Raw genomic sequence first — 26221 nt, 5'->3', positions numbered from 1 at the left:
AGAATGAGGAGAAGACCGATGAGCGACCTGCAGCAGCTGTTCGACAACAACGCCCGCTGGGCCGAGAACATCAAGGAACGTGACCCTCAGTTCTTCGAGAAGCTGGCCAAGCAGCAGGTGCCCGAATACCTGTGGATCGGCTGCTCCGATGCCCGCGTGCCGGCCAACGAGATCGTCGGCATGCTGCCGGGCGACCTCTTCGTCCATCGCAACGTCGCCAACGTGGTGCTGCACACCGACCTCAACTGCCTGTCGGTGGTCCAGTACGCAGTGGACGTGCTCAAGGTGAAGCACATTCTCGTCACCGGCCACTATGGCTGTGGCGGCGTGCGCGCGGCCATGCAGGACGTGCAGTTCGGCCTGATCGACGGCTGGCTGCGCACCATCCGTGACCTCTACTACGACCAGCGCGAGCACCTGGCGCAGTTCACCAGTGAGGAAGAGCGCGTCGACCGCATGTGCGAGCTCAACGTCATGCAGCAGGTAGCCAACGTCAGCCACACCACCATCGTCCAGAACGCCTGGCACCGTGGACAGGAGCTGTCCGTGCACGGCTGCATCTACGGCATCAAGGACGGCCGTTGGAAGAACCTCAACGTCACCGTCAGCGGTATCGAGCAACTGCCGCCGCAATACCGCCTGCGCCCCTTGGGCCAGAGCTGACCGATGAGTGAAACACGCGCCCCGGCCCTGGCCTGGGCCGGCCTGTTGCTGGCCAGCGCCTGCTGGGCCGGCAACGCCCTGGTGGCGCGGGCCTTCCATGACGACATCCCGCCCATCGCCCTGACCTTCTGGCGCTGGAGCCTGGCCCTGGCCATTCTCCTGCCCTTCGTCGCCCGCCCCCTCTGGCAGCACCGCGCCGCCGTGCGTCGCGCCGGCTGGCGCCTGGTACTGGTGGCGGCGATGGGCATCAGCACCTACAGCGTGCTGCTGTACTGCGCCGCGCGCACCACGGTGGCGATCAACCTCACCCTGCTCAACACCTGCCTGCCGCTGGCCACCTTCATCGGTGCCGGCCTGTTGCTGGGTGAATGGCCGACGCGGCGTGCCTGGCTGGGCATGGCGGTGGCCATCCTCGGGCTGCTGGTGCTGATCGGCCGCGGCAGCCTGGCCTCGCTGGCCAGCCTGAGCTTCAACCCGGGCGACCTGATCATGCTGCTGGCGGTGCTCGACTGGGCGCTCTACACCCTGCTGCAACGGCGCTGGGCGGCCTGGTTCCAGGGCATCCCGCCGCTGGCCTTCCTCGGTGCGCTGGCGCTCTGCGGCGTGCCGCTGCTGCTGCCGTTCTACCTGCTGGAGCTGGCCAGTGGCGCCCACTTCGAGCCCAGCCTGCGCAACCTCGCCGCCATCGGCTACACCGGAACCTTCGCCTCGCTGATCGCCTACTTGCTGTGGAACCACGGCATCGCCGTGCTCGGCGTGGCCAAGGCCTCATTGACCAACTACCTGATGCCGGTGTTCACCGCGATCCTCGGCTTCCTCATCCTCGGCGAAGCGCTGCAGGGCTACCACTGGGTGGGCGGCGGCATGATCTTCGTCGGCCTGCTGCTCGGTACCCGCCAGCGGGCGAAGTAGGTTCGCTGACGCTGCGGGGAGAACGCATTCGCCAAGCAGCGCACAGCGTTGCCCTGGCGCCTTCGGCCTCGCCCGTAAAAAGCGCAAAATCTGCAAAACCGCCGTCGCTACAGTGCGTTCCAAGGAGACCGCATGAAGCCCGAGACCCTGAACCACTACGGCCAGCGCCTGGAACCCGTCCTGCACTGGCTGGCTCGCCACCCCGACGCCGACCCGGACCTGTACCGGCTGGCGGACCTGGCCTGCCTTTCGCCGTACCACTTCCATCGCGTCTACCGCGCCTTGATGGGGGAGACGGTGAACGCCACGGTGCAACGCATCCGCATGCACCGCGCGGCGGTGGCACTGGGCAACCCCGAGGCTTCCTTGCGTGATGTGGCGCAGCGCGCCGGCTACGAGTCGGACGCGGCGTTCAACCGGGCATTCGGCACCGCCTTCGGCATCCCGCCGGGGCGCTATCGCGCAGCCCGCTCCCGACCCTTCGACCCCAAGGAGCTCGGCATGTACCCCATCAAGATCGAAACCCTACCCGGCGTCACCCTGGCAGGCCTGGCCCATCGTGGCAGCTACCAGGAAATCGGCCCGCAGTTCGCCCGCGTCTTCATGCTCGCCGCCATCCGCGGCATCGCCCAGCCCGAGTCGGTCGGCTACGGCATCTACTTCGACGACCCCGCCCAGGTGCCCGAGCATGAGTTGCGCTCGATGGCTTGCGTCCCGGTGGCGCCCGATGCCGTGCTGGGCGAGGAGCTGCTGCGCTTCGAAATCCCCGCTGGCCGCTGCGCCGTACTGACCTACACCGGCCCGTACAACGAGATGGAAAAGCCCTACAACTGGATGTTCTCGCAATGGCTGCCCGCCAGCGGCCACGAGCCGGCGAACTTCCCCATGTTCGAGATGTACATGAACGACCCACGCACCACCCCGCCCGCGCAACTGCAGACCTGCATCTGCTTGCCGCTGAAGTAGGGCAACGGGATCCGGCGGGGCAGGGAAGCGCCTTCGCCGGACCCTGTGTCACGGACCCGTAGGATGGGTAGAGCTCTGCGAAACCCATCGAGCCCAGCACCAGACAGCCATGGGCTTATGTTTCCTGGCGAAACGGCCAGGAACCTGTAGCGTCGACTTCTTTCGCTCCAAGAACCGCCGTACCAGAACGACTCCGCCTGTCAGAAGGTCGCATCGAAGTTATTTCTCTCGCCCTGTATAGTTCGCGCGGCAGATTCAGCTGTTTTAATCGGGAAGCCGATTGTCGCATTGCCCCCTCGGTGCCCCCTCTATACAACAGCCAACCGTCCGTATCCGGCCGACAAAGCCTGCCTTGTCTTTGCTGCCGAACGGGCGACTTCTGCTTTCCGGTCCCGCGACCCGGTCACCGGAAACAACAGTCAGCCCTGCCGGGTTACCCCTCGGCGGGTGCCAGCCCTTTTACAAAAATAAGAGGTTCACATGTCCAGCAGCGAACATGAACTGCAACGCGGCCTGGGTGAGCGGCACATCCGCCTCATGGCCCTCGGCGCCTGCATCGGCGTCGGCCTGTTCCTTGGCTCCGCCAAGGCCATCCAGATGGCCGGCCCCGCCATCATGCTCTCCTACATCATCGGTGGCCTCGCCATCCTCGTGATCATGCGCGCCCTCGGCGAGATGGCCGTGCACAACCCCGTGGCCGGCTCCTTCAGCCGCTACGCCCAGGATTACCTCGGCCCGCTGGCCGGCTTCCTCACCGGCTGGAACTACTGGTTCCTCTGGCTGGTGACCTGCGTCGCCGAGATCACCGCCGTCGCCATCTACATGCAGATCTGGTTCCCCGACGTGGACCGCTGGATCTGGGCCCTGCTGGCCCTGGCGAGCATGGGCACCATCAACCTGATCACCGTGCGCGCCTTCGGCGAGTTCGAGTTCTGGTTCGCCCTGATCAAGATCGTCACCATCATCGCCATGGTCGTGGCCGGCGCCGGGATGATCGTCTTCGGCATCGGCAATGGCGGCATCGCCACCGGCATCAGCAACCTGTGGAACCATGGCGGCTTCATGCCCAACGGCATCCAGGGCGTGCTCATGTCGCTGCAGATGGTCATGTTCGCCTACCTCGGCGTGGAGATGATCGGCCTCACCGCCGGCGAAGCCCGCAACCCGCAGAAGACCATCCCCAACGCGATCAACTCGGTGTTCTGGCGCATCCTGCTGTTCTATGTCGGCGCGCTGTTCGTGATCATGTCCATCTACCCGTGGAACGAGATCGGCACCCAGGGCAGCCCCTTCGTCATGACCTTCGAGCGCCTGGGCATCAAGACCGCCGCCGGCATCATCAACTTCGTGGTCATCACCGCCGCGCTGAGCTCCTGCAACGGCGGCATCTTCAGCACCGGGCGCATGCTCTACAGCCTCGCCCAGCACGGCCAGGCGCCCAAGCCCTTCGCCCGCACCTCGGGCAATGGCGTACCGCGCAATGCGCTGCTGCTGTCCATCTTCGCCCTGCTGCTCGGCGTGCTGCTGAATTACCTGGTACCGGAGAAGGTGTTCGTCTGGGTCACCTCCATCGCCACCTTCGGCGCCATCTGGACCTGGGCCATGATCCTGCTCGCGCAGATGAAGTTCCGCCGCAGCCTGAGCCCGGCCGAACAGGGCAAGCTGCAGTTCAAGATGTGGCTGTTCCCGCTCAGCTCCTACCTCGCCCTGGCCTTCCTGGTGCTGGTGGTGGTGCTGATGGCCTTCTTCGAGGAAACCCGCATCGCCCTGTACATCGGCCCTGCGTTCCTGGTGCTGCTGACCGTGCTGTACAAGGTGCTCAACCTCAAGGCCAAGGTCGAAGCGGACAGTGCGGTAGGCGATCTAGCTTCCTGACCGCCGCGCTGATGCACCCAAACACCCCGACTGGTTCGGGGTGTTTTCATTTGGGCAGGCGCGAACGCCTTGGCGGTTCACCTCCCGCTCACGGCATACAATGCGCACCTTATCCACAGGACGGATCACTTCGTGGGCAATGGACTCCGCACCGCCAGCCTCGCACTGGCGATTAGCCTGCTCTTCATCATCGGCACCCTGCTCCAGGGGCTCTGGGCGCTCGCGCCCTTCGCCAGCAACCCACCCTCGGACATGGGCCGCTACTCGCTGGCCGAGGAGCTGCTGGTGCATGCGCTGCTGCTTATCCCGTTTCTGCTGCTCGCCCGCTGGCTCGGCAAGCGCATCACTCACCGCCTGCTCAGAGTGGCCTTGGCCACCTTGCTGGCGATGCTTGCGTGGTACCTGGTGGACATCAGCATCTTCGACAACCGGGTGGCGAGCTGGAGCACCTACACGAGCCTGGAGATGGCGATCGAGGTGCTGGGGTATGCGGTGTTGCCGGTGATGGTGGTGGGGGCGGGGTTTGGGACGGCTCTAGCGCTATCGAGACTGGGAAAGTGAATTGCTAAGGGTTCCCGGAGGGCTCGCTTCAGCCTTCTGGGAACATGAGGCCACTAGAGTTCAGTGGTGCATGGCTTCCCGTAGTTCCAGGTCACCTTGTTCCCGTCCTTGGCCACGAAGGTGAACACTCGTTCCGAGGCACCTTCATAAGCGTTTTCGAATGGAATCACGACCTTGTCTTTCGAGACTTTGGGCTTTACGAACTGCCTTGTGACCGGATCACCCCCCACGTACCTCGTCCACAGCATCTCGTCTTCGCCATAGAGATCTATGTAGTCGTATGAGCCATCGGCCTCGACACATTTGAAGAGGACGGAGTTGCCTTTCTTATAGGCGCTGTCCACGTATGACTTCATATCAAAGTCGTCCGCATGAGCGGTGGTTACCAGGAGCGCGAGTGCCAGCGTAGTTTTCTTCAAGATGCTTCCTTTCAGGTGGTTGTCGCTTCGGGCAAGCATGACAGGCTGCTTTGTGCTCATGCCAGTGGATCTCTTTCAGGCACCCGACACGGCCCCGACGACGCTAAGATCGTGCCCCTTGCTTGGGCGCTTTCCGTACAGGACGTACCCCATGATCGACCTGCTGTTCTGGCCACTGCTCGTCACCCTGTTGTTCGCGCCGCCCTGGTTGCTCTGGCAGCGCGCCGAGCGGCTGGGCTGGTTGAGCCGCTACGCGCTGGCCTTGCTCCCGGTGGGCGTTACCTGGCTGGGATGGCAATGGGGCATCTGGGCCTTTGAGCACTTCGACTGCCAAGGCAACACCAAGGGGCTGCACGACTGCCTGTCGAACGGGCAGGACATGACCGCCTGGGTTGGGCGAGCGCTGTTCCTGAGCGTACCGATGATGTTCATCGGCCTGTCGCTTTCGGGTTGGTTCCTGATCGATACGCTGGTGCGCCACCTCGGCCACCTCGGCCACCTCGGCCACCTCGCCAATCGCGAATGAACATGCCCCCACGCCCCGGCACATCACCGCCCGGGGCGTAGGGTGGATGGCGCTCTTCCCATCCACCAAGGGTGTTCGGCACGGCCTTGTAGGGTGGCGCCACCCCGTGGGAGCGAATTCATTCGCGATGCTTTTCCTGTCCACCATGGGCATCTGGCATGGCTCAGACGGTGGATCGATGAAGCGCGATCCACCCTACGACGGCCCCAACCCGCGTGGCGCTACCCTGCGGGCCGACCCAATTCCGGGCAAAAAAAAACCGGCAATCAAAAAGGGAGGGATTGCCGGCGTGCGCATACGGAGGAGAGGGTTGGCTATGCGGCGAACTCGTCCTCGTTGAACGCCATCAGGGATGCTTTGCCTGCCATCACCTCGGCCAGCAGGCCGTCGGTCTCGGTCAGGGTTCGGGTCATGTAGACGTCGGCGGACTTCAGCTTGGCGCCGTAGAAGGTCTTCTCCTCGCTGCCGGCGTCCAGCTTGGCCTGGGCCACCTGAGCCATGCGGGCCCACAGCCAGGCCAGCGTGGTCAGCGCGAACAGCCGCAGGTAGGGCGTGGCCGCCGCGCCGGCCTGTTCCGGGTCCTTCATGCCTTCGGTGGCCAGCCACATCGTCGCCTGCTGCAACTGGCGCAGCGCCTTGTCCACCTTGGCCACGTGTGCCGCCTCGGGGTTGGCCTTGAGCCATTCACCCACCAACTGGAAGAAGCCACGCACCGCACGGCCGCCGCCCAGGGCCAGCTTGCGGCCCACCAGGTCCAGCGCCTGGATGCCGTTGGTGCCTTCGTAGATACGGGTGATGCGGCAATCCCGCACCAGTTGCTCGATGCCCCAGTCCTCGGTGAAGCCCGAGCCGCCCATCACCTGCAGGCCCTCGTTGGCGCAGGCGAAGCCCTCGTCGGTGAGGAAGGCCTTCACCACCGGCGTCAGCAGTTGCACCAGGTCGTCTGCCTGCTGGCGCACCTCGGCGTCCGGGTGGTCGTGGGCGATGTCCTGATGCAGGCCGGTGAAGTAGGCCAGCGCGCGGCTGCCCTCGATCATCACCTTCTGGCGCAGCAGCATGCGCCGCACATCCGGGTGAACCAGGATCGGGTCCGCCGGCTTGTCCTGCGCCTTCGGCCCGCTCAGCGAGCGGCTCTGCAGGCGCTCGCGGGCGAAGCCCAGGCTGATCTGGTAAGCGTTCTCGGCAATGCCCAGGCCCTGCATGCCCACCATCAGGCGTGCCGAGTTCATCATCGTGAACATGCAGCGCAGGCCCTTGTGGGGCTCGCCGATCAGCCAGCCCTTGGCGCCCTCGAAATTCATCACGCAGGTGGCCGAGCCCTTGATGCCCATCTTGTGCTCCAACCCGCCGCAGAACGCCGGGTTGCGGCTGCCATCGGCGAGGAACTTGGGCACCAGGAACAGCGAAATCCCCTTCACCCCGGCCGGCGCATCGGGCAGGCGGGCCAGCACCAGGTGGACGATGTTCTCCACCAGATCGTGCTCGCCGCCGGTGATCCAGATCTTCGTGCCGCTCAGCGCGTAGCTGCCGTCCGCCTGGGGTTCGGCGCGGGTGCGGATCAGCCCCAGGTCCGTGCCGCACTGCGGCTCGGTCAGGCACATGGTGCCGGTCCACTCACCGCTGATCAGCTTCGGCAGGTAGGCCTCCTGCTGCTCGCGGGTGCCGTGGGCGGTGAGGGCATTGATGGCGCCGTGGGTCAGGCCCGGGTACATGCCCAGCGACAGGTTCGCCGAACACACCATCTCCTCCACCATCATGTTCAGCACATGGGGCAGGCCCTGGCCGCCGAACTCGGTGGGGCAGGCCAGCGCCGTCCAGCCGCCTTCGGCGAACTGGCGGTAGCCCTCGCGGAACCCGGCGGGCGTCTTCACCGCGCGGGTCGCCGGGTCGTAATGACAGCCTTCCTTGTCGCCCGAGCTGTTCAGCGGGGCCAGCACCCCCTCAGCCAGGCGCGCCGCCTCTTCGAGGATCGCGCTGCCCAGGTCCGTGCCGAATTCCCCTTGGGATGGCAAAGCCTGCAGGTGCGTATAGGCATCGAGTACTTCATCGAACACAAAGCGCATGTCGCGGAGCGGCGCGCGGTAGGCCGGCATGGTGGCGTCCTCTAAAGCTGTACATTGAGTGAATTTGTATAGCTTTTCTACTGCTGCGTATAAGTTTGTACAAGGGGTTTGTACAATTTTTTCCCGCCGGGGGGATGACCGGCCAGTTCCGCTTTCAGCGCCCCGGCAAGCCGCTATGGTCCGCCAGGCCCCGCGCCCTGTAGGCTTCGCCCACCCGCAAGGAGGCCTCGATGAAACGCGCGTTAGGGATTACCTCACTCACCCTGGCACTCGCCGCCAGTGCCGCAGGCGCCGGCTACCTCTACCTCACCCAGGTGCCCCGCCTCGCCTACCCCCTCCAGCGCCTCGACGGCTGGGCCCTGAGCGATGGCGGCTCGTACGGGTTGGACGCGGTGGATGCCGAGGGCCGTGTCGTCCTGCTGGGCATCCAGGCCACCGGCCTCGATGTGCCCGAGGAACGCCACCTCGCCTTCATCGGGCGGCCGCTATTCGGCCTGCCCCTCACCGTTACCGCCGGCCTGGGCAGCACGCTCGAAGGGCAGATCGATGCACTCGCCCACCAAATCGCCCGCAGCGGGCTGGATGAAGCTCGCTGGCGAAAGGCAGGGGACGCCCTCAACCCGCGCGAGCAGCCCTACGCCGTCGCGTGGTCACTGCATGAGCAGTTGGTGGCGCGTCGCGGGGGAGGGCGGGAGTGAAGGCGGGGGATCAGGAGAGGAACGCCCGGCGCCCCATGACGTGGGCACCGAGCGGGGGAAGGTGAAAGGCGACGCTAGGCCTAGGAGGGCGGGGCGATCAGACCGTCGTGTTCGGGGCTGGTCTGCCCCTGGTCCGGTTTCACCTCGCCGGTGATCAGCCACCAGCGGTACTGGGGATAGACGCGTCCGAGAATCTCGATTTCATTGGCACCCATCCGGGCGCGGCCGCGCTTGATGTTCTGCCAGCGCACGTATTCCGTGCTCCCTGCCTCGGTCAGTGCCTTGATGCTGGCCATCTCAAGCAGCTGGAGCGCCCTGTGGGTGATGCCTTCGCTCATGCTGGTCACGCAGAAGGCGCGTCATCCGGGCTGATGTGCCCGTTCTCCGGCTCCGTGCGCCCGGATATCAGCCAAAGCGCGAACTGTGGATAAGCCTCGGCCAGGATGCCCACTTCCTCGGTGCTGATCCTGATCTTGCCGCCGCTGATGTTCCGCCAGCGCTCGTAGTTCTTGCCCCGAGTTCGCTCAAGTGCTTCGGTCCTACAGCCCGAATCAGTTGAAGTGCTCTGTTTCTTACGTCATCCATTGATTTTTCTCGGCTTGAGTAACCTTTACTCGAAAGCAGCAGTGCCCTAGATTGCTTTGAGTATCTATTACTCGGAATGGCTTAGAGTGGCCGATTATAGGGTGTCTGTATGGAACAGTCTGGAGTAGTGAGGTTCAGCAAGGGCGCAAGGCCCGAGCGAATGAGCGATTTCCGCTGTGCGCCGTTTTGCACGCAGCAGGTGCTGGCTGAAATGTGCGGCATCGAGGAAATCACCGAGGACGTGGTGCGCGGCTGGGTCGAAACCCGAACGATCCCCACCGTGAAGATCGGGCGTCGTCGGGTGATCAATCTCCATCGCATTCGCAGCGACCTGGATCAGGGCAAGACGGTCTTCAGCGCAGGGGACTACGCGAATGAATAGGACGACTGCCCATCAGCTGCTGTTGCTTCTGCGGAGGATTCGCTACTCGGATCCGGATCGGGCGTTCGCACAGTTCATGCGCTTTACCGGTTATGTGGATGCGTTGCAGGACACGGGCGCCTATGAAGCAGAGACGTTGCGGCGCCTCGATCAGCTCGGGCTTAACGCGTTTGCGCAGCGCCGTGGCCGGAATCTTGTGAGGGAGTGATGAAAGGAAATGTCCTGAATTTTCGCAGGCGCAGGGAGTTGCGCCTGCTCTGCCTGCTGGTGCCGTCGTCCACGGGATCACTGCATGCGGTGCCTGTCACGACGCTGAGGGCACGCGCGCCCTGGGTCGATGTTCAAGGGCGCTGGGGCTTGGCGTTACCTGCCGGCCTCTACCTGCGCGAGACCTTCGCTCGGAAGCCGCACGGGTGGTCGGGCAGGGAAGGGGGCCAACAGTTGGGGAGTGAGATGAACCGACGCTTCTCTTCATGCGGCGCAGATTTGGAATTACCGCCTCCTCACTGCAGGAAGTGCGCTACCAAGTCAGAAAACTGATCCAGCCTTCTTGCTCCCGGTCGAATCTGCCAGCGCCGGGGTGTACCTGATGCGCCTGCATTCAGACCGCCCACTCACGCGCCATTGCGAGTGATGAGGGCATCGAACCATCCACTCTTTCGAGGCAGACAAAAAAGGGCGTAGCTTTCGCTAAACCCTTTGTTTTGTATGGTGGCTACGCAGGGATTTGACCCCCCGGACCCCAGTATTATGAATTATGTGAGGGGCTCCCCAACGTTACCCGGCGGCCCATAAGTCAAGGGCTATAGCCTATGCCGACCTCACAGAACCACAGTTTTTCGCAGCAAGCGTCCAAAGTAGTCACCCGGATTTATCGGCGCAGATGTTCATAAAGAATCGGATAATCCATTCGATACTGGATCCATCGAGAGGAGCTTCAATGACGTCTATCCGGATATCAGAGTATTGACTAACACATCCGGCCGAAATCTCGATAAGCCGTTTGTCTATTTAGTAACTACTAGATGCCTTCCAGTATCAGCGCTTAAATCGGCTGCTCATGAAACTTGTGAAACGCCTCTTCTTCTTCAATTAGTGCCACATCTTCCACTAGCTCCTCGCATACACCAAAGCGATGATAAAACCTATTTAGCTTACATGCCCCAATGGTCCAATGTCCTTTGGGGGTTATGTCAATGTATATGCGATTTGCGTGAATAATATGTTCGCTATAGTTGTCAAAGTGCGGGTGGACAATTTTAAAGGCCCCGGATGTCCTAGGATACTGGATTGCGTTCCTTTTCAGCGGGTTCGGCTCATCCCCAGTTACTTCTTGGCTTCTTTTTACTTCGTTGCAGTCTGGGCAGATTACGCAGAGATTTTTTGGTTCAAAGATGAATTCAATTTTTTTTGATTTTGGAATAATGTGTTCAATGTTCGCACCATTTGCAGAAATGGATGCGATGGGATTCATGCAATATGCGCATTTTAGCCTTTGTTCGTTTCGGTAGTGTTCTCTTATAATTCGTCTCGTGTCTAGTAAGTCATCATCTCCCCATTGAGTGTGCGAAAAACCCGGCTGCGAGGCTTTCTCTTTGATAGTGGCCAATTGATCTTTAGTGAAAGATATCTGTCTATTTATTGTTGGCATAGTGCTCGCACACCAATTTTACGGACTGGATCAGCTCGAAGGTTGGGTCGTTGTTTTCAAGGTTACTAGAGAGTTCTATAAGTTTATTTAGGTTGCTTGCGCTATCTGCGTCTAAAGTTTTTGAGCTTTTAACCTTTGCTAGTAAATTAAAGGCTAGTCTTGCTATGTATTCATTCATCAAGCCTGGGGCATCGAATAACTCTGCTAGTTGAAAGTCTGCTGACCTATTCTGAAACTCACTGGAGTTGTGAATTGTATTTCGCGTTAATGATAGGATGTAGCAGTTGTTTTCACCTAGCCTTGATATTATTTGAGGAGAGTGAGTTGCGATGATGAATTGGCAGTCGCGAAACTTAGAAAAGGCTCTTATCAGTAAAGGCATAAAAATTTCTTGCCACTTCGGGTGAAGGCTTATTTCAGGCTCGTCAATTAATATTGTAGATCCATTTGTTATATGTCCGGCGATGCCTAGCATTAGAACCGCTAGGCATTGCTCTCCTGAGCTTGCCCTTTTTAGCGACATTTCACCGTAAGTAATTTTTGTTACGACTATATCCATTAGTCGAATAAAGCCACTGCTCAGTAAGGTTAATAAAGCATCGAGCGTTTCAGTGCTTTCATAGATTGTTTTTTGAAGTTTAGGATCTTTTTCTAGCTCTAAGCGAACTCTGATTGCTTTTCGCTTGTTGGATATATTGCTGATTGTATATATTGCATTTAAGATCCTCGCTGATACTTCTGTTGGCATCTCCCGAAGTTGATCAATATATTTGTCCTCTATGGTGAAATCAAAAGCCTTTTCCAGGGTTATGATTTCTTGAAGTAGTGGCTGCTCCCTGCTTGTTGAGTCTAAGTAAAGATCTCGCGGTTTCATTTTTATATAACTTGGTTTAAAAATTAACTCTAGTCCTGGGTAAAACCCTAGTGCTGAGAAAACTTCTATAAGTTGAGCATTATTTTCATCTTTCTGAGCTGATATTAACAAGCCTTTTGCTGCAGAAGACAGTAGGGCTACTGAAGATGAAGTATTGTAGATTCCCTCGCTTCGCATTCCAATGTAACGATAATTCGTATCGCTATAGTTTGATCGTCGAGGAGTTGAGGGGAACTTATCAAAGGGGCTAGTTGAGGCAGCTATGATTTTCGGCGCGTCGTCCGACGATGGCGAAAACTGAGGAGCTCCTTTATATTGGTATGCATAAGTGTAAATATGAGAGTGCGTTTTTGCGATTTCTGAAAGTATCTTGCTTTTTCCTACGCCATTTTTTCCAACAATTATTGTAAATATGTTGTTGGTGGTAGGTTTGTGGGTGTCTGGGACTAGTTTTATTTTTTTGAATTCGTATTCAATATCTAGAATGGCTGGCATACATTTTCTTCATTGATGTGATGGTAGTAGGTGTGAATGGGTTAAAATATATTTTTATCTGCTTAAATGATTGCTGCCCAGGCATGTCCGGTAAGCATGTGAAAAATATTGGGCCAATCCTTCTCATGCTTCAATAGATAATGCTGATGTTGCGCTAACTAGTAGAAAGTGTTTGCCGGAGGCTATTTACGAACGATAGCGTATCGCGTTATTTTTGCCCATATGGCTTTGTGCCACAGATGGATACCACGAGAGCGCAAGGAATGGCACGTCGTCGTAGAACCACCACGTTCGAAGAGTTCATGTCTCTCGCAGCGCTACTGCCTTGCAGGGGGAGCTTTCTGGTTGCACTAGTGTCATGCTTTCTGCTGCATGGCTTCGCTACCAGCACTGCGCCCGCCATGATGCATTCCAGCAAGCTACCCGCCGCCATGACTGGGACTGTTCTCCGCAGCTTAGCTATAGCCGGACAGTTTCTGATAATGCCTGCCTTGCTTGGTGCTGTTGGCTCATATTGGGAGCGCGCTAAGCGTAAGAAGTTGTTCAAGGACGCAGTAGGAGTCACTCAACCGGCTGGCGTTTTATACCATCACTTGGCATAAACCAAGGGGTAAATTTTTTAGGGAGCTAAGCTCCCAGTTTGTGTAGATATACGCTAATTAGAGTAGTGTGCTTTTTGATGTTGGCTTAGAAAATTTAGACTTGGTATTAGAGAGGTGGTAAGTGCTTTCTTTTAAGTTACGTAGCGAGCTTGACTATCTGAGGGAAGCCCTTGTTGATGTGTCGGAATTTACTAAATGGGTCGATAACATATCTAGACTATTTGATGGGTTAGATGACGTGTTGATTAAGCTTTTTGGGGTCTCGCAGACAAAAATGCCGGAGGCAGTTTCTGAGTTGCGTCAGTTTAGTAATCCTATCGCTACCGTAGTGAAGGGCATTAATCCTAGAAAGGTTTTTAATCTGATTGAAGGGCTGCTGACTGCTATTGAAAAAACCTATGAGTTCGAGTTTGAGGATGTCGGCTTGGTGCGTGACTTGGAGAGAGAACTAAATGCTTTCTCTGGGCTCTATGAGGCATACATAGATTCGTATGGTATAGATGCTGCCGTGCGCCTCATAAGCGCTGCCGGTCGGCTGCTATTGTCGATAAAGGTGATTGTTGGTGCTGTTGAGCTATCTCATCGAAATTTAGAAGAAAGTTCGCCTCGGATTGTTGGTAGCAGTGAGCTTTCTTTATATTTGTCTGATGTGCAAGGCTTGCATGACTTTGCTGGCAAGTTAATGGCTTTGAATAATCTTTATGAGGCTCTGGGGCGGTTGCTGAATGTTGATGTGGCTGAACGGCCAATCTCTATTCAGAAAATTGAGTCGGGAAGTCTTTGGTCTAAAGTTTTTGGTGACTCTAAAATAATTGGTCTGATGATTGATCTTTTGCGTGGGTCGGCTTCATATATGTATCGAGAGTATACAAGGGAGGGTAAAGTATCCTCCGTACCAGCAAAGTTGGACTCAATGAATGCTGTTTTAGAGTTTTCTAAGCGACTGCAAGATCTTGGAGTTGATACTGATGAAATTCATGAGGAGTTGAGGAGGGCGACTGTAGGTATTGCAAAGAATTTGAATGTTCTTATTGAAAGTCAGAGTGAAATCAGAGTAAACGGAGAGCCCCAGTCGTTAGCTTTAGAAGTGTCTAAAAGTCTTAGTTATAATTCCTGGGTTCCCCAAATTCCCTATGACCCGCCTAAAATTGAAATTGGAAAATCGGTACCTCTTCTGGGGGCGGATCCGAAGCCAGATAATTGAGTTTTAGGAATTCTCTATAAATCAAATAGATAGATAGAATTTCTCTGTTTTTTTGATATCACCTTGACATTGGTGCTGGCGGGGATGTAAAAAAAGGTCGCTGGGTGCATCACCCAGGTGCTCTTTAGACATGGTTAATAATTCGGGCTTGCAGTTGGTGATTGGGTAACCAATCAGCTTTGGTGTTCTCCAAGGCTACCTCTGCCGAAACGCCCCGTCGCGCCCCGTACGGTCAGAGCAATTGCGGCTGACCGCTACAGGGCATAGCGCTTAGCGCTATCCGTACGTAGTAACGACGGGTAACGGAGGTTCAATCGGCGGACGGCTTATCAATAAATTGATAAGCAGAACTGTAGTTTGTAGCGGCATCTTCAAGTTCCTTTCGGCCCGGAATGCTTGACGGCGGGGCAATTCCGCCCGAAGGAGCTCTTAACCATGAAATATCTGAAGAAAACTGGTGATCGTAAGGTCGCTCGGTTCAAGCACAACTTTGAAGATGCCCGTGTCATAGATAAGGAAGGTGATCAGTCGAAGCCCAAGAAGGAGCAAAAGCCTTCTGAGCTCAAGAGAATTCTGAGAACTTTCATTATCTTCGGTTTCAAACATTTCCTCATTTGGGGGTGGGAAAACCGGGAGAATCTCTTGAATTTTATTCGTGAGTGGTTCTTGTGATGCAACAAACTACATCTTTCGAATCATAAAAAGGGCTGATTTTTCAGCCCTTTTGCTTTTGGGGTGATGTCATGGAAACTCCGATTTACCCTAATAAACCAATTTTCTCAATGCGTGCTTTGGCATTAGCTCTCGGTGAGCCTGAGGCCCTGCTTCTGAAAGTTTCCAATGCTGCCAACTATATGTATAGATCTGTTCCCCAAAAGAAGAAGAATGGTAGCAGGCGTGAGACTTATGATGCCCATGAACCTCTGAAGCGTATTCAGAAGAAGATAATTGGAAGAATTCTTAGTCGTGTCATATTTCCCAGTTATTTGCACGGTGGGATAAAGGATTTAGCTTCTCCTCGTAGTATTTACAGTAATGTAAAAGCTCATTTGGGTGCGCAGAAAGTAGTTCTTTTGGATATTGAGGATTTCTTTCCATCAATAACTGTCTCGCATGTTTATCGAATTTTTAATGAATTCTTAAAATTTGAGAATGAAGTGTCAGCGGTGCTTGCCAAGTTAACAACTCTTAAAGGATGTGTTCCCCAAGGGGCATGCACTAGTAGTTATTTGGCGAATTTAGTGTTCTGGGATGTTGAGTGTCTGGTGGTGGATAGGCTGACTGCTAGAGGGCTAAAGTACTCAAGATTTGCGGATGATATAACCATCTCTGCAAGAGGGGAGTTCCCTGATAGTGATGTTAGTCTTGTGATATCTGATGTCGTAAATATGCTTGCGGCAAAGGGGTGTCGTCAGAAGAGGAGTAAGTTACATGTGAGGCGAAGGGGGCAGGCAGTTATGAGGGCAGCAGGAGGATTTGAGCCGCTTACAGTGACTGGTTTATCCGTATTTAATTTCGAAAAACCTAGTGTGAGTCAGAAGGAACGCAATAAAATCCGATCCTCTATTAAGAAAATTGAACTACTAGTTCATGCTGGTGAGCCTTGGGCATTACTTGAGCCGCTCTACAATCGCGCAATGGGTAGGGTTGGGAGATTAATCGCATGTAAGCATTTGGATGGCACTCGTTTGAAGGCTCGTTTGGAGACGGTGAAGAGAATCTATGATGTTGAGTCTCCTGAGTCATTTATAACAGGGTTAGGAAATGCTACTGCACTTGATGATGTTTTATTGCCTCCTTGGGAAGTTACTTAAGGGGAAATATAGGTGGTATTAAGTATTCTGATGGTTGTTTGTTAGTGTGATGCTGTTTTTGTGCTAAGTTTTAATCTCAGCTGCTTTTAATGTTTCTTGTTTTCCTAGATTGGTTTTTTGATTTTCTCTATAAGCATAAGCATAAGCATAAGCATAAGCATAAGCATAAGCATAAGCATAAGCATACGCTTCGGTGCTCGAATCTCAATCTTCGCAGTACCCGCTTTAATAGGGCCAATGGTTATCTCAATTCCTTCAGATCGCAGAAGCTCCAAAAGCTCCTCCTCACTCACCCCACCCCAAAGCGTCAACGTAATCACGTCTTCCTCTTGCCTGGCTTCGATGCGCAGCTGCATGGCGCGCCTCCTCTCTCTCAGACACATCCACAGATACTCTCCTCGCGAGGGCTCTTAAATGGAGTGTCTAGTGGTTTTAGTGAGGAAATCGCTGGCCAGGCTGTCAGATTGGCTGAGGTGTAAGGATTGCAACTTTACTTTTCTTTCCTGCGGGCGAACCAACGTTTTGCTGCTATTTCAGTGATCGCTATTCCGCGTCTGGAGTGGGCAAGTTTCGTTAAGCCTCATCGTATTCAGGACTGGTCTGTTCTATCTCTGGCGCTACCTCTCAACTGATCAACCACCAGCGATAGGCAGGGAAGGGCCTGCTGAGCTCTTCTACCTCAACGATGCGGATCCGTATGTCTTTGTTGTAGAGCACGGTGTGCCATCTATTGGCGTCTCACGGACCAAGCGATCCATACCAACGATCGAAGCAAGTGATCTGACCCGCTCTTCCTTGATGCTCACTTTTTTGATCATCCCGCTCGCCTAAATCTCCGCCACCCCACTCCTGCCCTTACCTGCTACCCGACTCGGGTCCTGCCGATTGCTGCTCTGCTTCGGTAAGGGCCGGGCTGATCTGTCCACTGGCCAGGTGGAATTCGATGCGGACGTAGCTATCGGCTACATCGGCAAGACGGTGCTCGTCGAGCTGGTGTGGGATGACAGCGAGGCGCCGACCTGGTGCTGCAAGCACATCGTCGGCGTGGTCCTGCCCATGGCGGGCGTGTATGAGGAAGCGTTCTTCATGACCATCGATGGTCATTGCCGTGAGCGCTTTCCCAGCGAGGTCTTCCTTTCCACCATCCGCACGATTCGGGCCATGTGGCCACGGGATTCAACAGGCGGTGCTGTTGACGGGAGGTGAGTGTCCGAGCGGGAAGCCAGGGAAGGGTGGCGCAGCCAATCAGGTGGAGGGCGTGATACAGGGAGGCAGGCAGTGGAGCGTCATGAAATGAACACCCCAGAAAGCACAAAGGGTTAGCCGAAGCTAACCCTTTGTTTTGTATGGTGGCTACGCAGGGACTTGAACCCCGGACCCCAGCATTATGAATGCTATGCTCTAACCAGCTGAGCTACGTAGCCAACGTGGCGCGCATTATTCTCTCGCTTCCTGCCTCTGTCAACCCCACTTTTCAGAATTTTTCGAAGGGCGATCAACCGCTTAGCGGTGGGTGCCGGTTGGCGTTCGGGTTGGAAAAGGGGAGGGGGCGTGTGTGGGGAAATGGGTTGTGAAGCGTGAAATGTTACTTTATAACATTTGCGGTTTCCTTCAGCCCTTTCTCCCACGCCCTGGACCTGACGATGCTTCAGTTCGATGCCTTGCAATGGGGGCCGCCTGCGCGGCCGTTGGCGCCGCCGCTTTCCCTGGCGTTGCCGGCCGGCAGCCTCACGGCGGTGGTGGGGCGCAACGGGTGCGGCAAGAGCAGCCTGCTGCGGGTGATCGCCGGTTTGCAGCGCCCTTTGGCCGGGCGGGTGAGCGTCGGGGCGGCGGGCCGGGGGGCGGTGGGCTTTTTGCAGCAGCAACAGGCACTGGACCGGCAGTTCCCCCTCAGCCCGGGGGAGCTGGCGATGGCGGGCTTGTGGCGCAGCCGCTTGAGCCGGGCGGAGCGGCGTCGGCGCTGCAAGGCGGCCCTGGCGGATTGGCAGCTGGAGGCGCTGGCCGACCAGCCGCTGCTGGCGCTTTCCGGCGGGGAGTTGCAGCGGGCCTTGCTGGCGCGGCTGGAGCTGATGGACGCGCCGCTGCTGTTGCTGGACGAGCCCGACGCGGCGCTGGACGCGGAGGGCCAGGCGATTCTCTGGCAGCGCATCGCCCGCTGGCAGCGGGAGGGGCGCACGCAACTGGTGGTCTGCCATGACCTGGAGGCGGTACGCGAGCGCCTGCCGCGCTGCCTGCTGATCCGCGCCGACGGCTGCCGTCATGGCGCCAGCCGGGTGCTGCTGCCGGCGTCGGCCAGCCAGCGGGTGGCCTGATGCTCGCGGCGCTCTGGCAACCCTTTGCGGAGTTCGCCTTTTTGCAGCGGGCGCTGCTGGGCGGGGTGGCGCTGGCGTGCAGCGCGGGGCCGCTCGGGGTGTTCCTGATGCTGCGGCGCATGAGCCTGATCGGTGATGCCATTTCCCATGGGGTGTTGCCCGGTGCGGCGCTGGCGTTCTGGTTCTTCGGCCTGAGCCTGCCGGCGCTGACCTTCGGCGGCCTGGTGGCGGGGCTGGGGATGGCGGGGCTGGCCGCGTGGATCACCCGCCGTACCGGCCTGCGGGAGGATGCGAGCCTGGCGGCCATCTACCCCATTTCCCTGGCGGGCGGTGTGCTGTTGCTGGGGCTGGCCGGGCGCCGGATCGATTTGTTGCACCTGCTGTTCGGCTCGGCCCTGGCGGTGGACGGCGAGACGCTGCGCAGCATGCTGACGGTGGCCGGCACCAGCCTGGCGCTGTTGGCGCTGATCTACCGCCCGCTGCTGTGGGACAGCTTCGACCCGGTGTTCCTGCGCGGGGTGAGCCGCTTCGGGGCGCCGGCCTATGCGCTGTTCCTGGCGCTGGTGGTGCTCAACCTGGTGACCGGCTTCCACGCCATCGGCGCGCTGATGGTGGTGGGGCTGATGATGCTGCCGGCCGCTGCCGCGCGCTTCTGGAGCCGGCGCCTGCCGGTGCTGCTGCTGACGGCGGCGGGCATCGGCGCGAGCTGCGTGTGGCTGGGGCTGTTGCTGTCGTTCCACGCCAACCTGCCCAGCGGCCCCTGCATCGTGTTGCTGGCGGGGCTCGCCTACCTGATTTCGGTGTTCGTCGGGCCGGTCCACGGCTTGCTGCGACGCGCGCCCCTTCCCGTGCCCTGTTGAGGAGCCCCCGCATGTTCATGCGCTTGTGCGTTGTGCTGTTGCTGTGCCTGCCCGTTTCACTGTCCGCTGCGGAGAAGGCTAGGGTGGCGACCACCTTCAGCATCCTGGCGGACATCACCCGCGAGATCGGCGGGGACGATATCCAGCTCACCAACCTGGTGGGGGCGGATGCCGATGCCCACGTCTTTGAGCCGGCGCCGGCCCAGGTGCGGGCGGTGCTGGAGGCGGACCTGGTGATCGCCAACGGGCTGGGCTTTGAGCCTTGGCTGGAGCGCCTGCTGGCCAACGGCGAGGCGCGCGGTACGCGCATCGACGCGAGCAAGGGCGTGGTGCCGATGACGGTGCTGGAGCACGACCAGCGTCTGGTGGACCCCCACGCCTGGCAGAGCCTGGGCAATGCGGAGATCTACGCGCGCAACATCACCCAGGCGCTGGCACAGCTGGTGCCGGCCCGCGCGGCGGCCTTCGAGGCGCGGCGGGACTCTTGGCTGGGCCGCCTGGGGGCGCTGCGCCAGGGCATCGCCCCGCGCCTGATGGCGCTGCCGCCGGAGCGGCGCCGGGTGCTGACCAGCCACGATGCCTTCGGTTACTTCGCCCAGGAGTGGCGCCTGCAGTTCCTCGCGGCCCAGGGCGTGAGCGATGCCGCCGAGCCCTCCGCCGCCGAGGTGGCGGGGCTGATCCGCCAACTGCGGGCAGAGGGCGTGCGCGCCATCTTCGTGGAGAACATCCGCGATGCGCGGCTGGTGAAGCAGATCGCCGAGGAGGCCGGGGCGCGGGTGGGCGGCACGCTGTATTCCGATGCGCTGGCGGCCGAGGGCCCGGCCAGCACTTACCTCGGCATGTACCGGCAGAACGTCGAGCGGCTGCTGCAGGCGCTGGCGCCATGAGCTTCTGGCTGCAACTGGAGCGGAGCCCGGCCGGCACCGCGCGACCGTTGGAGGAGGTGATGGCGGCCATCCCCTGGAATGCCGACGGGCTGATCGCCGCCGTGGCGCAGCAGTACGACAGCGGCGAGGTGCTGATGCTGGCGTGGATGAACCCCGAGTCCCTGCGGCTCACCTTGGAGGAGGGGCGGGCGTGCTACTGGTCGCGCTCGCGGCGTTGCCTGTGGCGCAAGGGCGACACCTCCGGGCATGTGCAGCGCCTGGTCAGCGCCCACCTGGACTGCGACGGCGATGCGCTGCTGCTGCAGGTGGACCAGGCCGGCCCGGCCTGTCACACCGGCCGTCGCTCCTGTTTCTACAACCAACTGTCCGACGTTGGGCTGCGGGTGATGAGCTCGGTGCCGGTGCCATCTGCGGGAGGCCATCCATGATCCGCAAGAACCCTTCCGGCCACCTGCCGGTGATTGCCGAGTCCGCCTATGTGGACAAGACCGCCATCCTCTGCGGCAAGGTGATCGTGCAGGACAACGTGTTCATCGGGCCCTATGCGGTGATCCGCGCGGATGAGGTGGACGCGAGCGGCGACATGCAGCCGATCGTCATCGGCGCCAACTCCAACATCCAGGACGGGGTGGTGATCCACTCCAAGTCCGGGGCGGCGGTCACCATCGGCAGCCACACCTCCATTGCCCACCGCTCGATCATCCACGGCCCCTGCCAGGTGGGGGACCGGGTGTTCATCGGCTTCAACAGCGTGCTGTTCAACTGCACCGTGGGCGATGGCTGCGTGGTGCGACACAACGCGGTGGTGGACGGCTGCGACCTGCCCCCGGGCTTCCACGTGACCTCGACCCAGCGCATCGGGCCGAAGACCGATCTGGACAGCCTGCCCCGGGTGAGCGTCTCCGCCGCCGAATTCTCCGAAGATGTGGCGCGCACCAACATCGATCTGGTGCGCGGCTACAAGGCCCTGCAGAACGAGTTCTAGCCATGCACAACCTGCTGATCCGCAATGCCCGCCTGGTCAATGAAGGCTGCGAATGGGAGGCCGACCTGCTGGTGCACAACGGCCGTATCGAGCGCATCGACCGCAGCATCAGCGCCCGCCCGGATATGTGCGTGATCGACGCCAAGGGCCAGTACCTGCTACCGGGGATGATCGATGACCAGGTGCATTTCCGTGACCCGGGCGCGCCCCACAAGGGCACCTTCCTCAGCGAGTCCCGCGCGGCGCTGGCCGGGGGCGTGACCAGCGTGATGGACATGCCCAACACCCAGCCGCCGACCCTGGACCTGGAGGCGTTGGTGGCGAAGGAGCGCCGCGCGGCGGCCTGTTCCTTGGTGAACTACGGCTTTCACATCGGCGTGAGCCGGGACAATCTCGACACCGTGGCCCGGCTCGACCCGGAGCGGGTGGCGGGGGTGAAGGTGTTCATGGGCGCCTCCACCGGCAACCTGCTGGTGGACGACGAGGCCTCCCTGGAGCGGTTGTTCCGCGATTGCCCGACGCTGCTGCTGGCCCACTGTGAAGACACGCCGCGCATCCGCGAGCGCGAGGCGCAATGGGCGGCCGGCTACGGCGAGGCCATCCCGCCCGAGGCGCACCCGCTGATCCGCGATGCGGAGGCCTGCTACCGCTCCTCCAGCCGGGCGGTGGCGCTGGCCCGTCGTTTCGACACCAATCTGCATGTGCTGCACATCACCACCGCGCGGGAGCTGAAGTTGTTCACCCCCGGGCCGCTGCCGGGCAAGCGCATCACCGCCGAGGTGTGCGTGCACCACCTGCTGTTCGATGACCGCGACTACCCGCGCCTGGGCCACCTGATCAAGTGCAACCCGGCGATCAAGACACCATCCGACCGCGATGCCCTGCGCCGGGCCTTGCTGGACGGGCGTCTGGACGTGATCGGCAGCGACCACGCGCCCCATACCCGGGAGGAGAAGGCCCGGCCCTACGCCCAGGCGCCCGCCGGCTTGCCGCTGGTGCAGCACAGCCTGCCGGCGCTGCTGGAGCTGGTGGCCGACGGGCTGCTGCCGCTGACGCTGCTGGTGCACAAGACCAGCCACGCGGTGGCGGAGCGCTTCTCCATCGAGCAGCGCGGTTACCTGCGCGAGGGCTACTGGGCGGACCTGGTGTTGGTGGAGCGCCTGGCCGAGCCCCGGCCGGTGGAGGCGGACCCGATCCACGCGCAATGTGGCTGGACGCCGTTCCAGGGCCGCACCTTCCGCCACGCGGTGCGCACCACGCTGGTGTCGGGCCAACTGGGCTGGCACCAGGGGCGCTTCGGGGAGGACTGCCAGGGGTTGCCCCTGCGTTTTCGCCGGCGTTGAAGGGCACCTCTAAAAACTACCTGCGTTGTCATCGCGGCGTTAAAAACAGGCTCGTGCGCGAGTCCGATCAAAATGCTCATTTACCGCACGTAAACTGCGCTTTCTCGCCTGTTTGACGCGCTGATGCGCGCCCTTCGGGCCAGCCTTCGGCTGTTACTCCCTTTGGTCGTTGCGCCTTGCGCTGACTGCCTCGCCTACGTTTTTAGAGATGCCCTGGGCGACGCGGCGCCGGCAAAGGGTTGACTTAGAGCGCACTCGAACTTCTAGGATCGCCCCATGGAACCTCATCTCAGCATCGACGAAGTCGCCCGGCGCACCGGGCTCACGGCTCACACCCTGCGTTATTACGAGCGCATCGGGCTCATCGCCCCGGTGGGCCGGGCGCCGGGTGGGCAGCGGCGTTACGCGGCTTCGGACATGGCCTGGATCGAGTTCCTGCTGCGCTTGCGCACGACCCGCATGCCCATCGGCAAGATGCAGGCGTTCGCTGCGCTGAGGAGCGCCGGGGAGCCGACGGTGCCGGCGCGTCGCCAGATACTGGAGGGCCACCTTGCGGAGGTCCTGGCCGAGATCGAGGCGATGCGCCAGGCCGCCGATGCGCTGCACGCGAAGATCGAGCATTACCGCGCGTGCGAGCAGGCCCTGGCGCTGGAGCCATCAACCGAGAAGGACAACGCACATGAACGATGAGAGCCGCTACCAGCGTGGGCTGGCGAAACTGAAGGAGATCGACGGCGAGGCCGGTGAGCGGGTGGTGGAGAGCCTGGCGGGCATTGCCCCGGACTTTGCGCGCTACCTGGTGGAGTTCCCCTTCGGCGACATCTATTCCCGCCCGGGGCTGGACCTGAAGAGCCGGGAGATCGCCGTGGTGGCGGCACTGACTGCCCTGGGCAACGCCGCCCCGCAACTGAAGGTCCACGTGCACGGCGCGCTGAACGTCGGCGCCAGCCGCACGGAGATCATCGAGACGATCATGCAGATGGCCGTCTACGCGGGCTTTCCGGCCGCGCTGAATGGCCTGGCGGTGGCGCGGGAGGTGTTCGAGCAGCGGGGCGAGGCGGCCTGAAGCACGAAGCCCCCGGCGGCGCAGGTCCGCAGGGGGCTTCGGGTGAAGCGGGGAGGGCTTAGACGTTGAAGCGGAAGTGCATCACGTCGCCGTCCTTGACGATGTATTCCTTGCCTTCCAGGCGCCATTTGCCGGCTTCCTTGGCGCCGGCTTCACCCTTGAACTGGATGAAGTCGTCATAGGCGACCACTTCGGCGCGGATGAAGCCTTTTTCGAAGTCGGTGTGGATCACGGCGGCGGCCTGCGGGGCGGTAGCGCCGATGCGCACGGTCCAGGCGCGCACTTCCTTCACGCCGGCGGTGAAGTAGGTCTGCAGGTTGAGCAGGTCGTAACCGGCGCGGATCACGCGGTTGAGACCCGGCTCTTCGAGGCCGAGGGCTTCGAGGAACATGTCCTTCTCTTCACCGTCGTCGAGTTCGGCGATCTCGGCTTCGATCTTGTTGCAGACCGGTACCACGATGGCGCCTTCCTCTTCGGCGATGGCTTTCACCACGTCGAGGTGCGGGTTGTTCTCGAAGCCGTCTTCGGCGACGTTGGCGATGTACATCACCGGCTTGCTGGTGAGCAGGTGGAAGCCACGGACGATGCGCTTCTCTTCATCGCCCAGGTTCTTCAGCAGGGAGCGTGCGGGCTTGCCTTCGCTGAAGTGGGGGATGAGTTTTTCCAGCAGGGCCTTCTGCGCCAGGGCGTCCTTGTCGCCGCCCTTGGCGTTGCGGGTGACCTTCTGCAGTTGCTTCTCGCAGCTGTCGAGGTCGGCGAAGATCAGTTCGAGGTCGATGATCTCGATGTCGCGCTTGGGGTCGACGCTGTTGGAGACGTGGATGACGTTCTCGTCTTCGAAGCAGCGCACCACGTGGGCGATGGCGTCGGTCTCGCGGATGTTGGCGAGGAACTTGTTGCCCAGGCCTTCACCCTTGGAGGCGCCGGCTACCAGGCCGGCGATGTCGACGAATTCCATGGTGGTCGGCAGCACGCGCTCGGGCTTGACGATCTCGGCCAGTGCCTGCAGGCGCGAGTCGGGCATCGGCACGATGCCGCTGTTCGGCTCGATGGTGCAGAAGGGGAAGTTCTCCGCCGCGATGCCGGATTTGGTCAGGGCGTTGAACAGGGTGGACTTGCCGACGTTGGGCAGGCCGACGATGCCGCAATTGAATCCCATGCTATGTCCCTCGCGCTGATTGGCGATAAAGAGGTGTGATCAGGCCTTCTGGCTGTGCAGCTTCTGCATCGCTTTGGTCCAGTCACCTGCGAGCATTTCCGGCAGCACGCCGAGGGCGAAGTCGATGCTGGAGTCGAGCTTTTCCTGTTCGCTGCGCGGGGCGCGGCCGAGGACGAAGCCGGAGACCAGGCTGCTGTGCCCCGGGTGGCCGATGCCGAGCCGGAGGCGGTGGAAGCCGTTCTGATTGCCGAGCTGGGCGATGATGTCGCGCAGCCCGTTGTGCCCGCCGTGCCCGCCGCCCAGTTTGAGCTTGGCGACGCCGGGAGGCATGTCGAGTTCGTCGTGGGCCACCAGGATCGCCTCGACCGGGATGCGGAAGAAACCGGCGAGCGCCGCTACGGACTGGCCGCTGCGGTTCATGTAGGTGGTGGGGATGAGCAGGCGAACGTCGCGGCCCTGATGGCTGAACTTGCCGACCAGGCCGAAATACTTCTTGTCGAGGGAGAGGTTGACGCGCTGGCTGTCTGCCACGCGCTCAACGAAAAGGGCCCCTGCGTTATGCCGGGTCTGGTCGTATTCAGGGCCTGGATTACCCAGGCCGACGATCAGTTGTACGGCAGTCACGACAGGGGCCCTTCCTCAGGCTGGCGAGTAGTGATTACTCGGCTGCGCCTTCTGCTTCGTCTTTCACAACGCGGGAGGCGTGGATGTTAGCCACAGCCAGGTCGTTGCCGTGCGCCAGTGCGACCAGCTCGACGCCTTTCGGCAGCTTGAGGTCGGACAGGTGAACGATTTGGCCCAGTTCAACCTTGGCCAGGTCGACTTCGATGAACTCCGGCAGGTCTTTCGGCAGGCAGGAGACTTCGACTTCGGAGATGGTGTGGGAGATCTCGCCACCACCAGTCTTCACGCCAACGGCGGTCGCTTCGTTCAGGAAGTGCAGGGGCACGTGAGCGGTCAGTTTCTGGCCGGCAACGACGCGCTGGAAGTCAGCGTGCAGTACGAAGCCTTTGGCCGGGTGACGCTGCAGGGCCTTGATCAGAACGGTTTCGGTCTTGCCGGAAACGTTCAGGGACAGGACGTGGCTGAAGGCAGCTTCGTTTTCCAGCAGCTTGGCCAGGTCTTTGGCCAGCAGGCTTACGGATTCCGGGGCTTTCTCGCCACCGTAGATCACGGCGGGAACCAGGTTGGCATTACGACGCAGGCGGCGGCTCGCACCTTTCCCCAGGTCGGAACGCGCTTCGGCATTCAGGGCAAAATCAGTCATTACGTTTCTCCAAAATAACCAAACCGCCCCGAGTGCTTGCGACCAGCATCTT

Annotated in this window: 30 protein-coding genes and 1 tRNA gene; 21 read left to right on the top strand and 10 right to left on the bottom strand. The window is 59.9% G+C overall.

Annotated features, from left to right (window positions below; genetic code table 11):
• Nucleotides 1-18: 18 nt before the first annotated feature.
• The 5 genes from can to PSm6_RS05825 all read left to right on the top strand — a co-directional run bounded on the left by can (nucleotide 19) and on the right by PSm6_RS05825 (nucleotide 4977).
• Nucleotides 19-663 carry a carbonate dehydratase gene (can, locus tag PSm6_RS05845; protein WP_021220405.1) on the top strand — a complete coding sequence of 215 codons (645 nt, stop codon included), beginning with the start codon at nucleotides 19-21 and terminating at the stop codon, nucleotides 661-663.
• A 3-nt stretch (nucleotides 664-666) separates the two neighbouring features.
• Nucleotides 667-1575 (top strand): DMT family transporter, encoded by a 909-nt coding sequence (locus PSm6_RS05840; protein WP_043246311.1) that lies wholly within the window; start codon nucleotides 667-669, stop codon nucleotides 1573-1575.
• 132 nt (nucleotides 1576-1707) lie between these two features.
• Complete coding sequence (locus PSm6_RS05835; RefSeq protein WP_265169737.1) at nucleotides 1708-2541, top strand: AraC family transcriptional regulator; 834 nt, start codon at nucleotides 1708-1710, stop codon at nucleotides 2539-2541.
• 480 nt (nucleotides 2542-3021) lie between these two features.
• Nucleotides 3022-4416 (top strand): amino acid permease, encoded by a 1395-nt coding sequence (locus PSm6_RS05830; protein ID WP_021220409.1) that lies wholly within the window; start codon nucleotides 3022-3024, stop codon nucleotides 4414-4416.
• A 132-nt stretch (nucleotides 4417-4548) separates the two neighbouring features.
• The gene (locus PSm6_RS05825; protein WP_265169736.1) at nucleotides 4549-4977 is read left to right on the top strand and encodes a hypothetical protein; all 429 of its coding nucleotides are present in this window, start codon (nucleotides 4549-4551) and stop codon (nucleotides 4975-4977) included.
• A 53-nt stretch (nucleotides 4978-5030) separates the two neighbouring features.
• On the opposite strand, the gene PSm6_RS05820 is transcribed toward PSm6_RS05825, so the two are convergent.
• Nucleotides 5031-5456, bottom strand: a complete 426-nt coding sequence (locus tag PSm6_RS05820; RefSeq protein WP_021220411.1) for a hypothetical protein — start codon at nucleotides 5454-5456, stop codon at nucleotides 5031-5033.
• Nucleotides 5457-5547: 91 nt separating this feature from the next.
• On the opposite strand from PSm6_RS05820, the gene PSm6_RS05815 reads away from it, so the two are divergent.
• The gene (locus tag PSm6_RS05815) at nucleotides 5548-5922 is read left to right on the top strand and encodes a hypothetical protein (protein WP_265169735.1); all 375 of its coding nucleotides are present in this window, start codon (nucleotides 5548-5550) and stop codon (nucleotides 5920-5922) included.
• A gap of 314 nt (nucleotides 5923-6236) precedes the next feature.
• Here the strand turns inward: PSm6_RS05815 and PSm6_RS05810 are convergent, their stop codons facing one another.
• Nucleotides 6237-8015 carry an acyl-CoA dehydrogenase C-terminal domain-containing protein gene (locus PSm6_RS05810; RefSeq protein WP_265169734.1) on the bottom strand — a complete coding sequence of 593 codons (1779 nt, stop codon included), beginning with the start codon at nucleotides 8013-8015 and terminating at the stop codon, nucleotides 6237-6239.
• A 200-nt stretch (nucleotides 8016-8215) separates the two neighbouring features.
• Here PSm6_RS05810 and PSm6_RS05805 point away from each other — a divergent pair, with 200 nt between their 5' ends.
• Nucleotides 8216-8683 carry a hypothetical protein gene (locus tag PSm6_RS05805; protein ID WP_265169733.1) on the top strand — a complete coding sequence of 156 codons (468 nt, stop codon included), beginning with the start codon at nucleotides 8216-8218 and terminating at the stop codon, nucleotides 8681-8683.
• Between the two features lie 80 nt (nucleotides 8684-8763).
• Here the strand turns inward: PSm6_RS05805 and PSm6_RS05800 are convergent, their stop codons facing one another.
• The gene (locus PSm6_RS05800; protein ID WP_265169732.1) at nucleotides 8764-9021 is read right to left on the bottom strand and encodes a DNA-binding protein; all 258 of its coding nucleotides are present in this window, start codon (nucleotides 9019-9021) and stop codon (nucleotides 8764-8766) included.
• 356 nt (nucleotides 9022-9377) lie between these two features.
• Between PSm6_RS05800 and PSm6_RS05795 the strand changes: the two genes are divergently transcribed.
• Nucleotides 9378-9650, top strand: a complete 273-nt coding sequence (locus tag PSm6_RS05795; protein ID WP_265169731.1) for a DNA-binding protein — start codon at nucleotides 9378-9380, stop codon at nucleotides 9648-9650.
• Complete coding sequence (locus PSm6_RS05790) at nucleotides 9643-9858, top strand: hypothetical protein (protein WP_043245652.1); 216 nt, start codon at nucleotides 9643-9645, stop codon at nucleotides 9856-9858. Before PSm6_RS05795 ends, PSm6_RS05790 begins: the two co-directional genes overlap by 8 nt.
• Nucleotides 9859-10695: 837 nt before the next feature.
• Here PSm6_RS05790 and PSm6_RS05785 read toward each other — a convergent pair.
• Nucleotides 10696-11124, bottom strand: coding sequence for a hypothetical protein (locus PSm6_RS05785; protein WP_265169730.1), 429 nt, complete (start codon nucleotides 11122-11124; stop codon nucleotides 10696-10698).
• A 160-nt stretch (nucleotides 11125-11284) separates the two neighbouring features.
• Nucleotides 11285-12670, bottom strand: coding sequence for an AAA family ATPase (locus PSm6_RS05780; protein ID WP_265169729.1), 1386 nt, complete (start codon nucleotides 12668-12670; stop codon nucleotides 11285-11287).
• 723 nt (nucleotides 12671-13393) lie between these two features.
• On the opposite strand from PSm6_RS05780, the gene PSm6_RS05775 reads away from it, so the two are divergent.
• The 3 genes from PSm6_RS05775 to PSm6_RS05765 all read left to right on the top strand — a co-directional run bounded on the left by PSm6_RS05775 (nucleotide 13394) and on the right by PSm6_RS05765 (nucleotide 16290).
• Nucleotides 13394-14476 carry a putative RNA-binding protein gene (locus PSm6_RS05775; protein ID WP_265169728.1) on the top strand — a complete coding sequence of 361 codons (1083 nt, stop codon included), beginning with the start codon at nucleotides 13394-13396 and terminating at the stop codon, nucleotides 14474-14476.
• A 435-nt stretch (nucleotides 14477-14911) separates the two neighbouring features.
• Complete coding sequence (locus tag PSm6_RS05770) at nucleotides 14912-15148, top strand: hypothetical protein (RefSeq protein ID WP_265169727.1); 237 nt, start codon at nucleotides 14912-14914, stop codon at nucleotides 15146-15148.
• 71 nt (nucleotides 15149-15219) lie between these two features.
• Nucleotides 15220-16290 (top strand): reverse transcriptase family protein, encoded by a 1071-nt coding sequence (locus PSm6_RS05765; protein WP_265169726.1) that lies wholly within the window; start codon nucleotides 15220-15222, stop codon nucleotides 16288-16290.
• A gap of 104 nt (nucleotides 16291-16394) precedes the next feature.
• Here the strand turns inward: PSm6_RS05765 and PSm6_RS05760 are convergent, their stop codons facing one another.
• Nucleotides 16395-16646, bottom strand: a complete 252-nt coding sequence (locus tag PSm6_RS05760) for a hypothetical protein (RefSeq protein WP_265169725.1) — start codon at nucleotides 16644-16646, stop codon at nucleotides 16395-16397.
• 529 nt (nucleotides 16647-17175) lie between these two features.
• Here PSm6_RS05760 and PSm6_RS05755 point away from each other — a divergent pair.
• Nucleotides 17176-17496, top strand: coding sequence for a hypothetical protein (locus PSm6_RS05755; protein WP_265169724.1), 321 nt, complete (start codon nucleotides 17176-17178; stop codon nucleotides 17494-17496).
• Nucleotides 17497-17637: 141 nt separating this feature from the next.
• On the opposite strand, the gene PSm6_RS05750 is transcribed toward PSm6_RS05755, so the two are convergent.
• Nucleotides 17638-17714: transfer RNA gene (locus PSm6_RS05750), tRNA-Met, on the bottom strand.
• A gap of 219 nt (nucleotides 17715-17933) precedes the next feature.
• Between PSm6_RS05750 and PSm6_RS05745 the strand changes: the two genes are divergently transcribed.
• From PSm6_RS05745 to PSm6_RS05710, 8 genes are all read left to right on the top strand, one after another.
• On the top strand, nucleotides 17934-18602 hold the full coding sequence (locus tag PSm6_RS05745; protein WP_265169723.1) for a metal ABC transporter ATP-binding protein: 669 nt from the start codon (nucleotides 17934-17936) through the stop codon (nucleotides 18600-18602).
• Complete coding sequence (locus PSm6_RS05740; protein WP_043245644.1) at nucleotides 18602-19462, top strand: metal ABC transporter permease; 861 nt, start codon at nucleotides 18602-18604, stop codon at nucleotides 19460-19462. The genes PSm6_RS05745 and PSm6_RS05740 overlap by 1 nt, the downstream gene beginning before the upstream one ends.
• Before the next feature lie 17 nt (nucleotides 19463-19479).
• On the top strand, nucleotides 19480-20349 hold the full coding sequence (locus tag PSm6_RS05735; protein ID WP_043245658.1) for a metal ABC transporter solute-binding protein, Zn/Mn family: 870 nt from the start codon (nucleotides 19480-19482) through the stop codon (nucleotides 20347-20349).
• A gap of 47 nt (nucleotides 20350-20396) precedes the next feature.
• Complete coding sequence (hisI, locus tag PSm6_RS05730) at nucleotides 20397-20777, top strand: phosphoribosyl-AMP cyclohydrolase (RefSeq protein ID WP_265170503.1); 381 nt, start codon at nucleotides 20397-20399, stop codon at nucleotides 20775-20777.
• Nucleotides 20774-21334: a gamma carbonic anhydrase family protein gene (locus PSm6_RS05725; RefSeq protein WP_043245640.1), complete on the top strand. Its 561-nt coding sequence runs from the start codon at nucleotides 20774-20776 to the stop codon at nucleotides 21332-21334. The genes hisI and PSm6_RS05725 overlap by 4 nt, the downstream gene beginning before the upstream one ends.
• Nucleotides 21335-21336: 2 nt before the next feature.
• The gene (locus PSm6_RS05720; RefSeq protein WP_265169722.1) at nucleotides 21337-22677 is read left to right on the top strand and encodes a dihydroorotase; all 1341 of its coding nucleotides are present in this window, start codon (nucleotides 21337-21339) and stop codon (nucleotides 22675-22677) included.
• Nucleotides 22678-22953: 276 nt separating this feature from the next.
• Nucleotides 22954-23367 carry a MerR family transcriptional regulator gene (locus tag PSm6_RS05715; protein WP_043245637.1) on the top strand — a complete coding sequence of 138 codons (414 nt, stop codon included), beginning with the start codon at nucleotides 22954-22956 and terminating at the stop codon, nucleotides 23365-23367.
• Nucleotides 23357-23743, top strand: a complete 387-nt coding sequence (locus tag PSm6_RS05710) for a carboxymuconolactone decarboxylase family protein (RefSeq protein ID WP_043245635.1) — start codon at nucleotides 23357-23359, stop codon at nucleotides 23741-23743. The genes PSm6_RS05715 and PSm6_RS05710 overlap by 11 nt, the downstream gene beginning before the upstream one ends.
• Nucleotides 23744-23801: 58 nt before the next feature.
• Here the strand turns inward: PSm6_RS05710 and ychF are convergent, their stop codons facing one another.
• From ychF to PSm6_RS05695, 3 genes are read right to left on the bottom strand one after another with little or no spacing between them, the layout of a single operon-like run.
• Nucleotides 23802-24902 (bottom strand): redox-regulated ATPase YchF, encoded by a 1101-nt coding sequence (ychF, locus tag PSm6_RS05705; protein WP_021220431.1) that lies wholly within the window; start codon nucleotides 24900-24902, stop codon nucleotides 23802-23804.
• Nucleotides 24903-24941: 39 nt separating this feature from the next.
• The gene (gene pth, locus PSm6_RS05700; RefSeq protein WP_031288103.1) at nucleotides 24942-25526 is read right to left on the bottom strand and encodes an aminoacyl-tRNA hydrolase; all 585 of its coding nucleotides are present in this window, start codon (nucleotides 25524-25526) and stop codon (nucleotides 24942-24944) included.
• A 34-nt stretch (nucleotides 25527-25560) separates the two neighbouring features.
• Nucleotides 25561-26169: a 50S ribosomal protein L25/general stress protein Ctc gene (locus PSm6_RS05695; protein ID WP_021220433.1), complete on the bottom strand. Its 609-nt coding sequence runs from the start codon at nucleotides 26167-26169 to the stop codon at nucleotides 25561-25563.
• Between the last annotated feature and the right edge of the window lie 52 nt (nucleotides 26170-26221).

This window comes from Pseudomonas solani, from assembly GCF_026072635.1.
GTDB classification, from domain to species: domain Bacteria; phylum Pseudomonadota; class Gammaproteobacteria; order Pseudomonadales; family Pseudomonadaceae; genus Metapseudomonas; species Metapseudomonas solani.
This window is presented reverse-complemented; position numbering and strand designations above follow the sequence as displayed.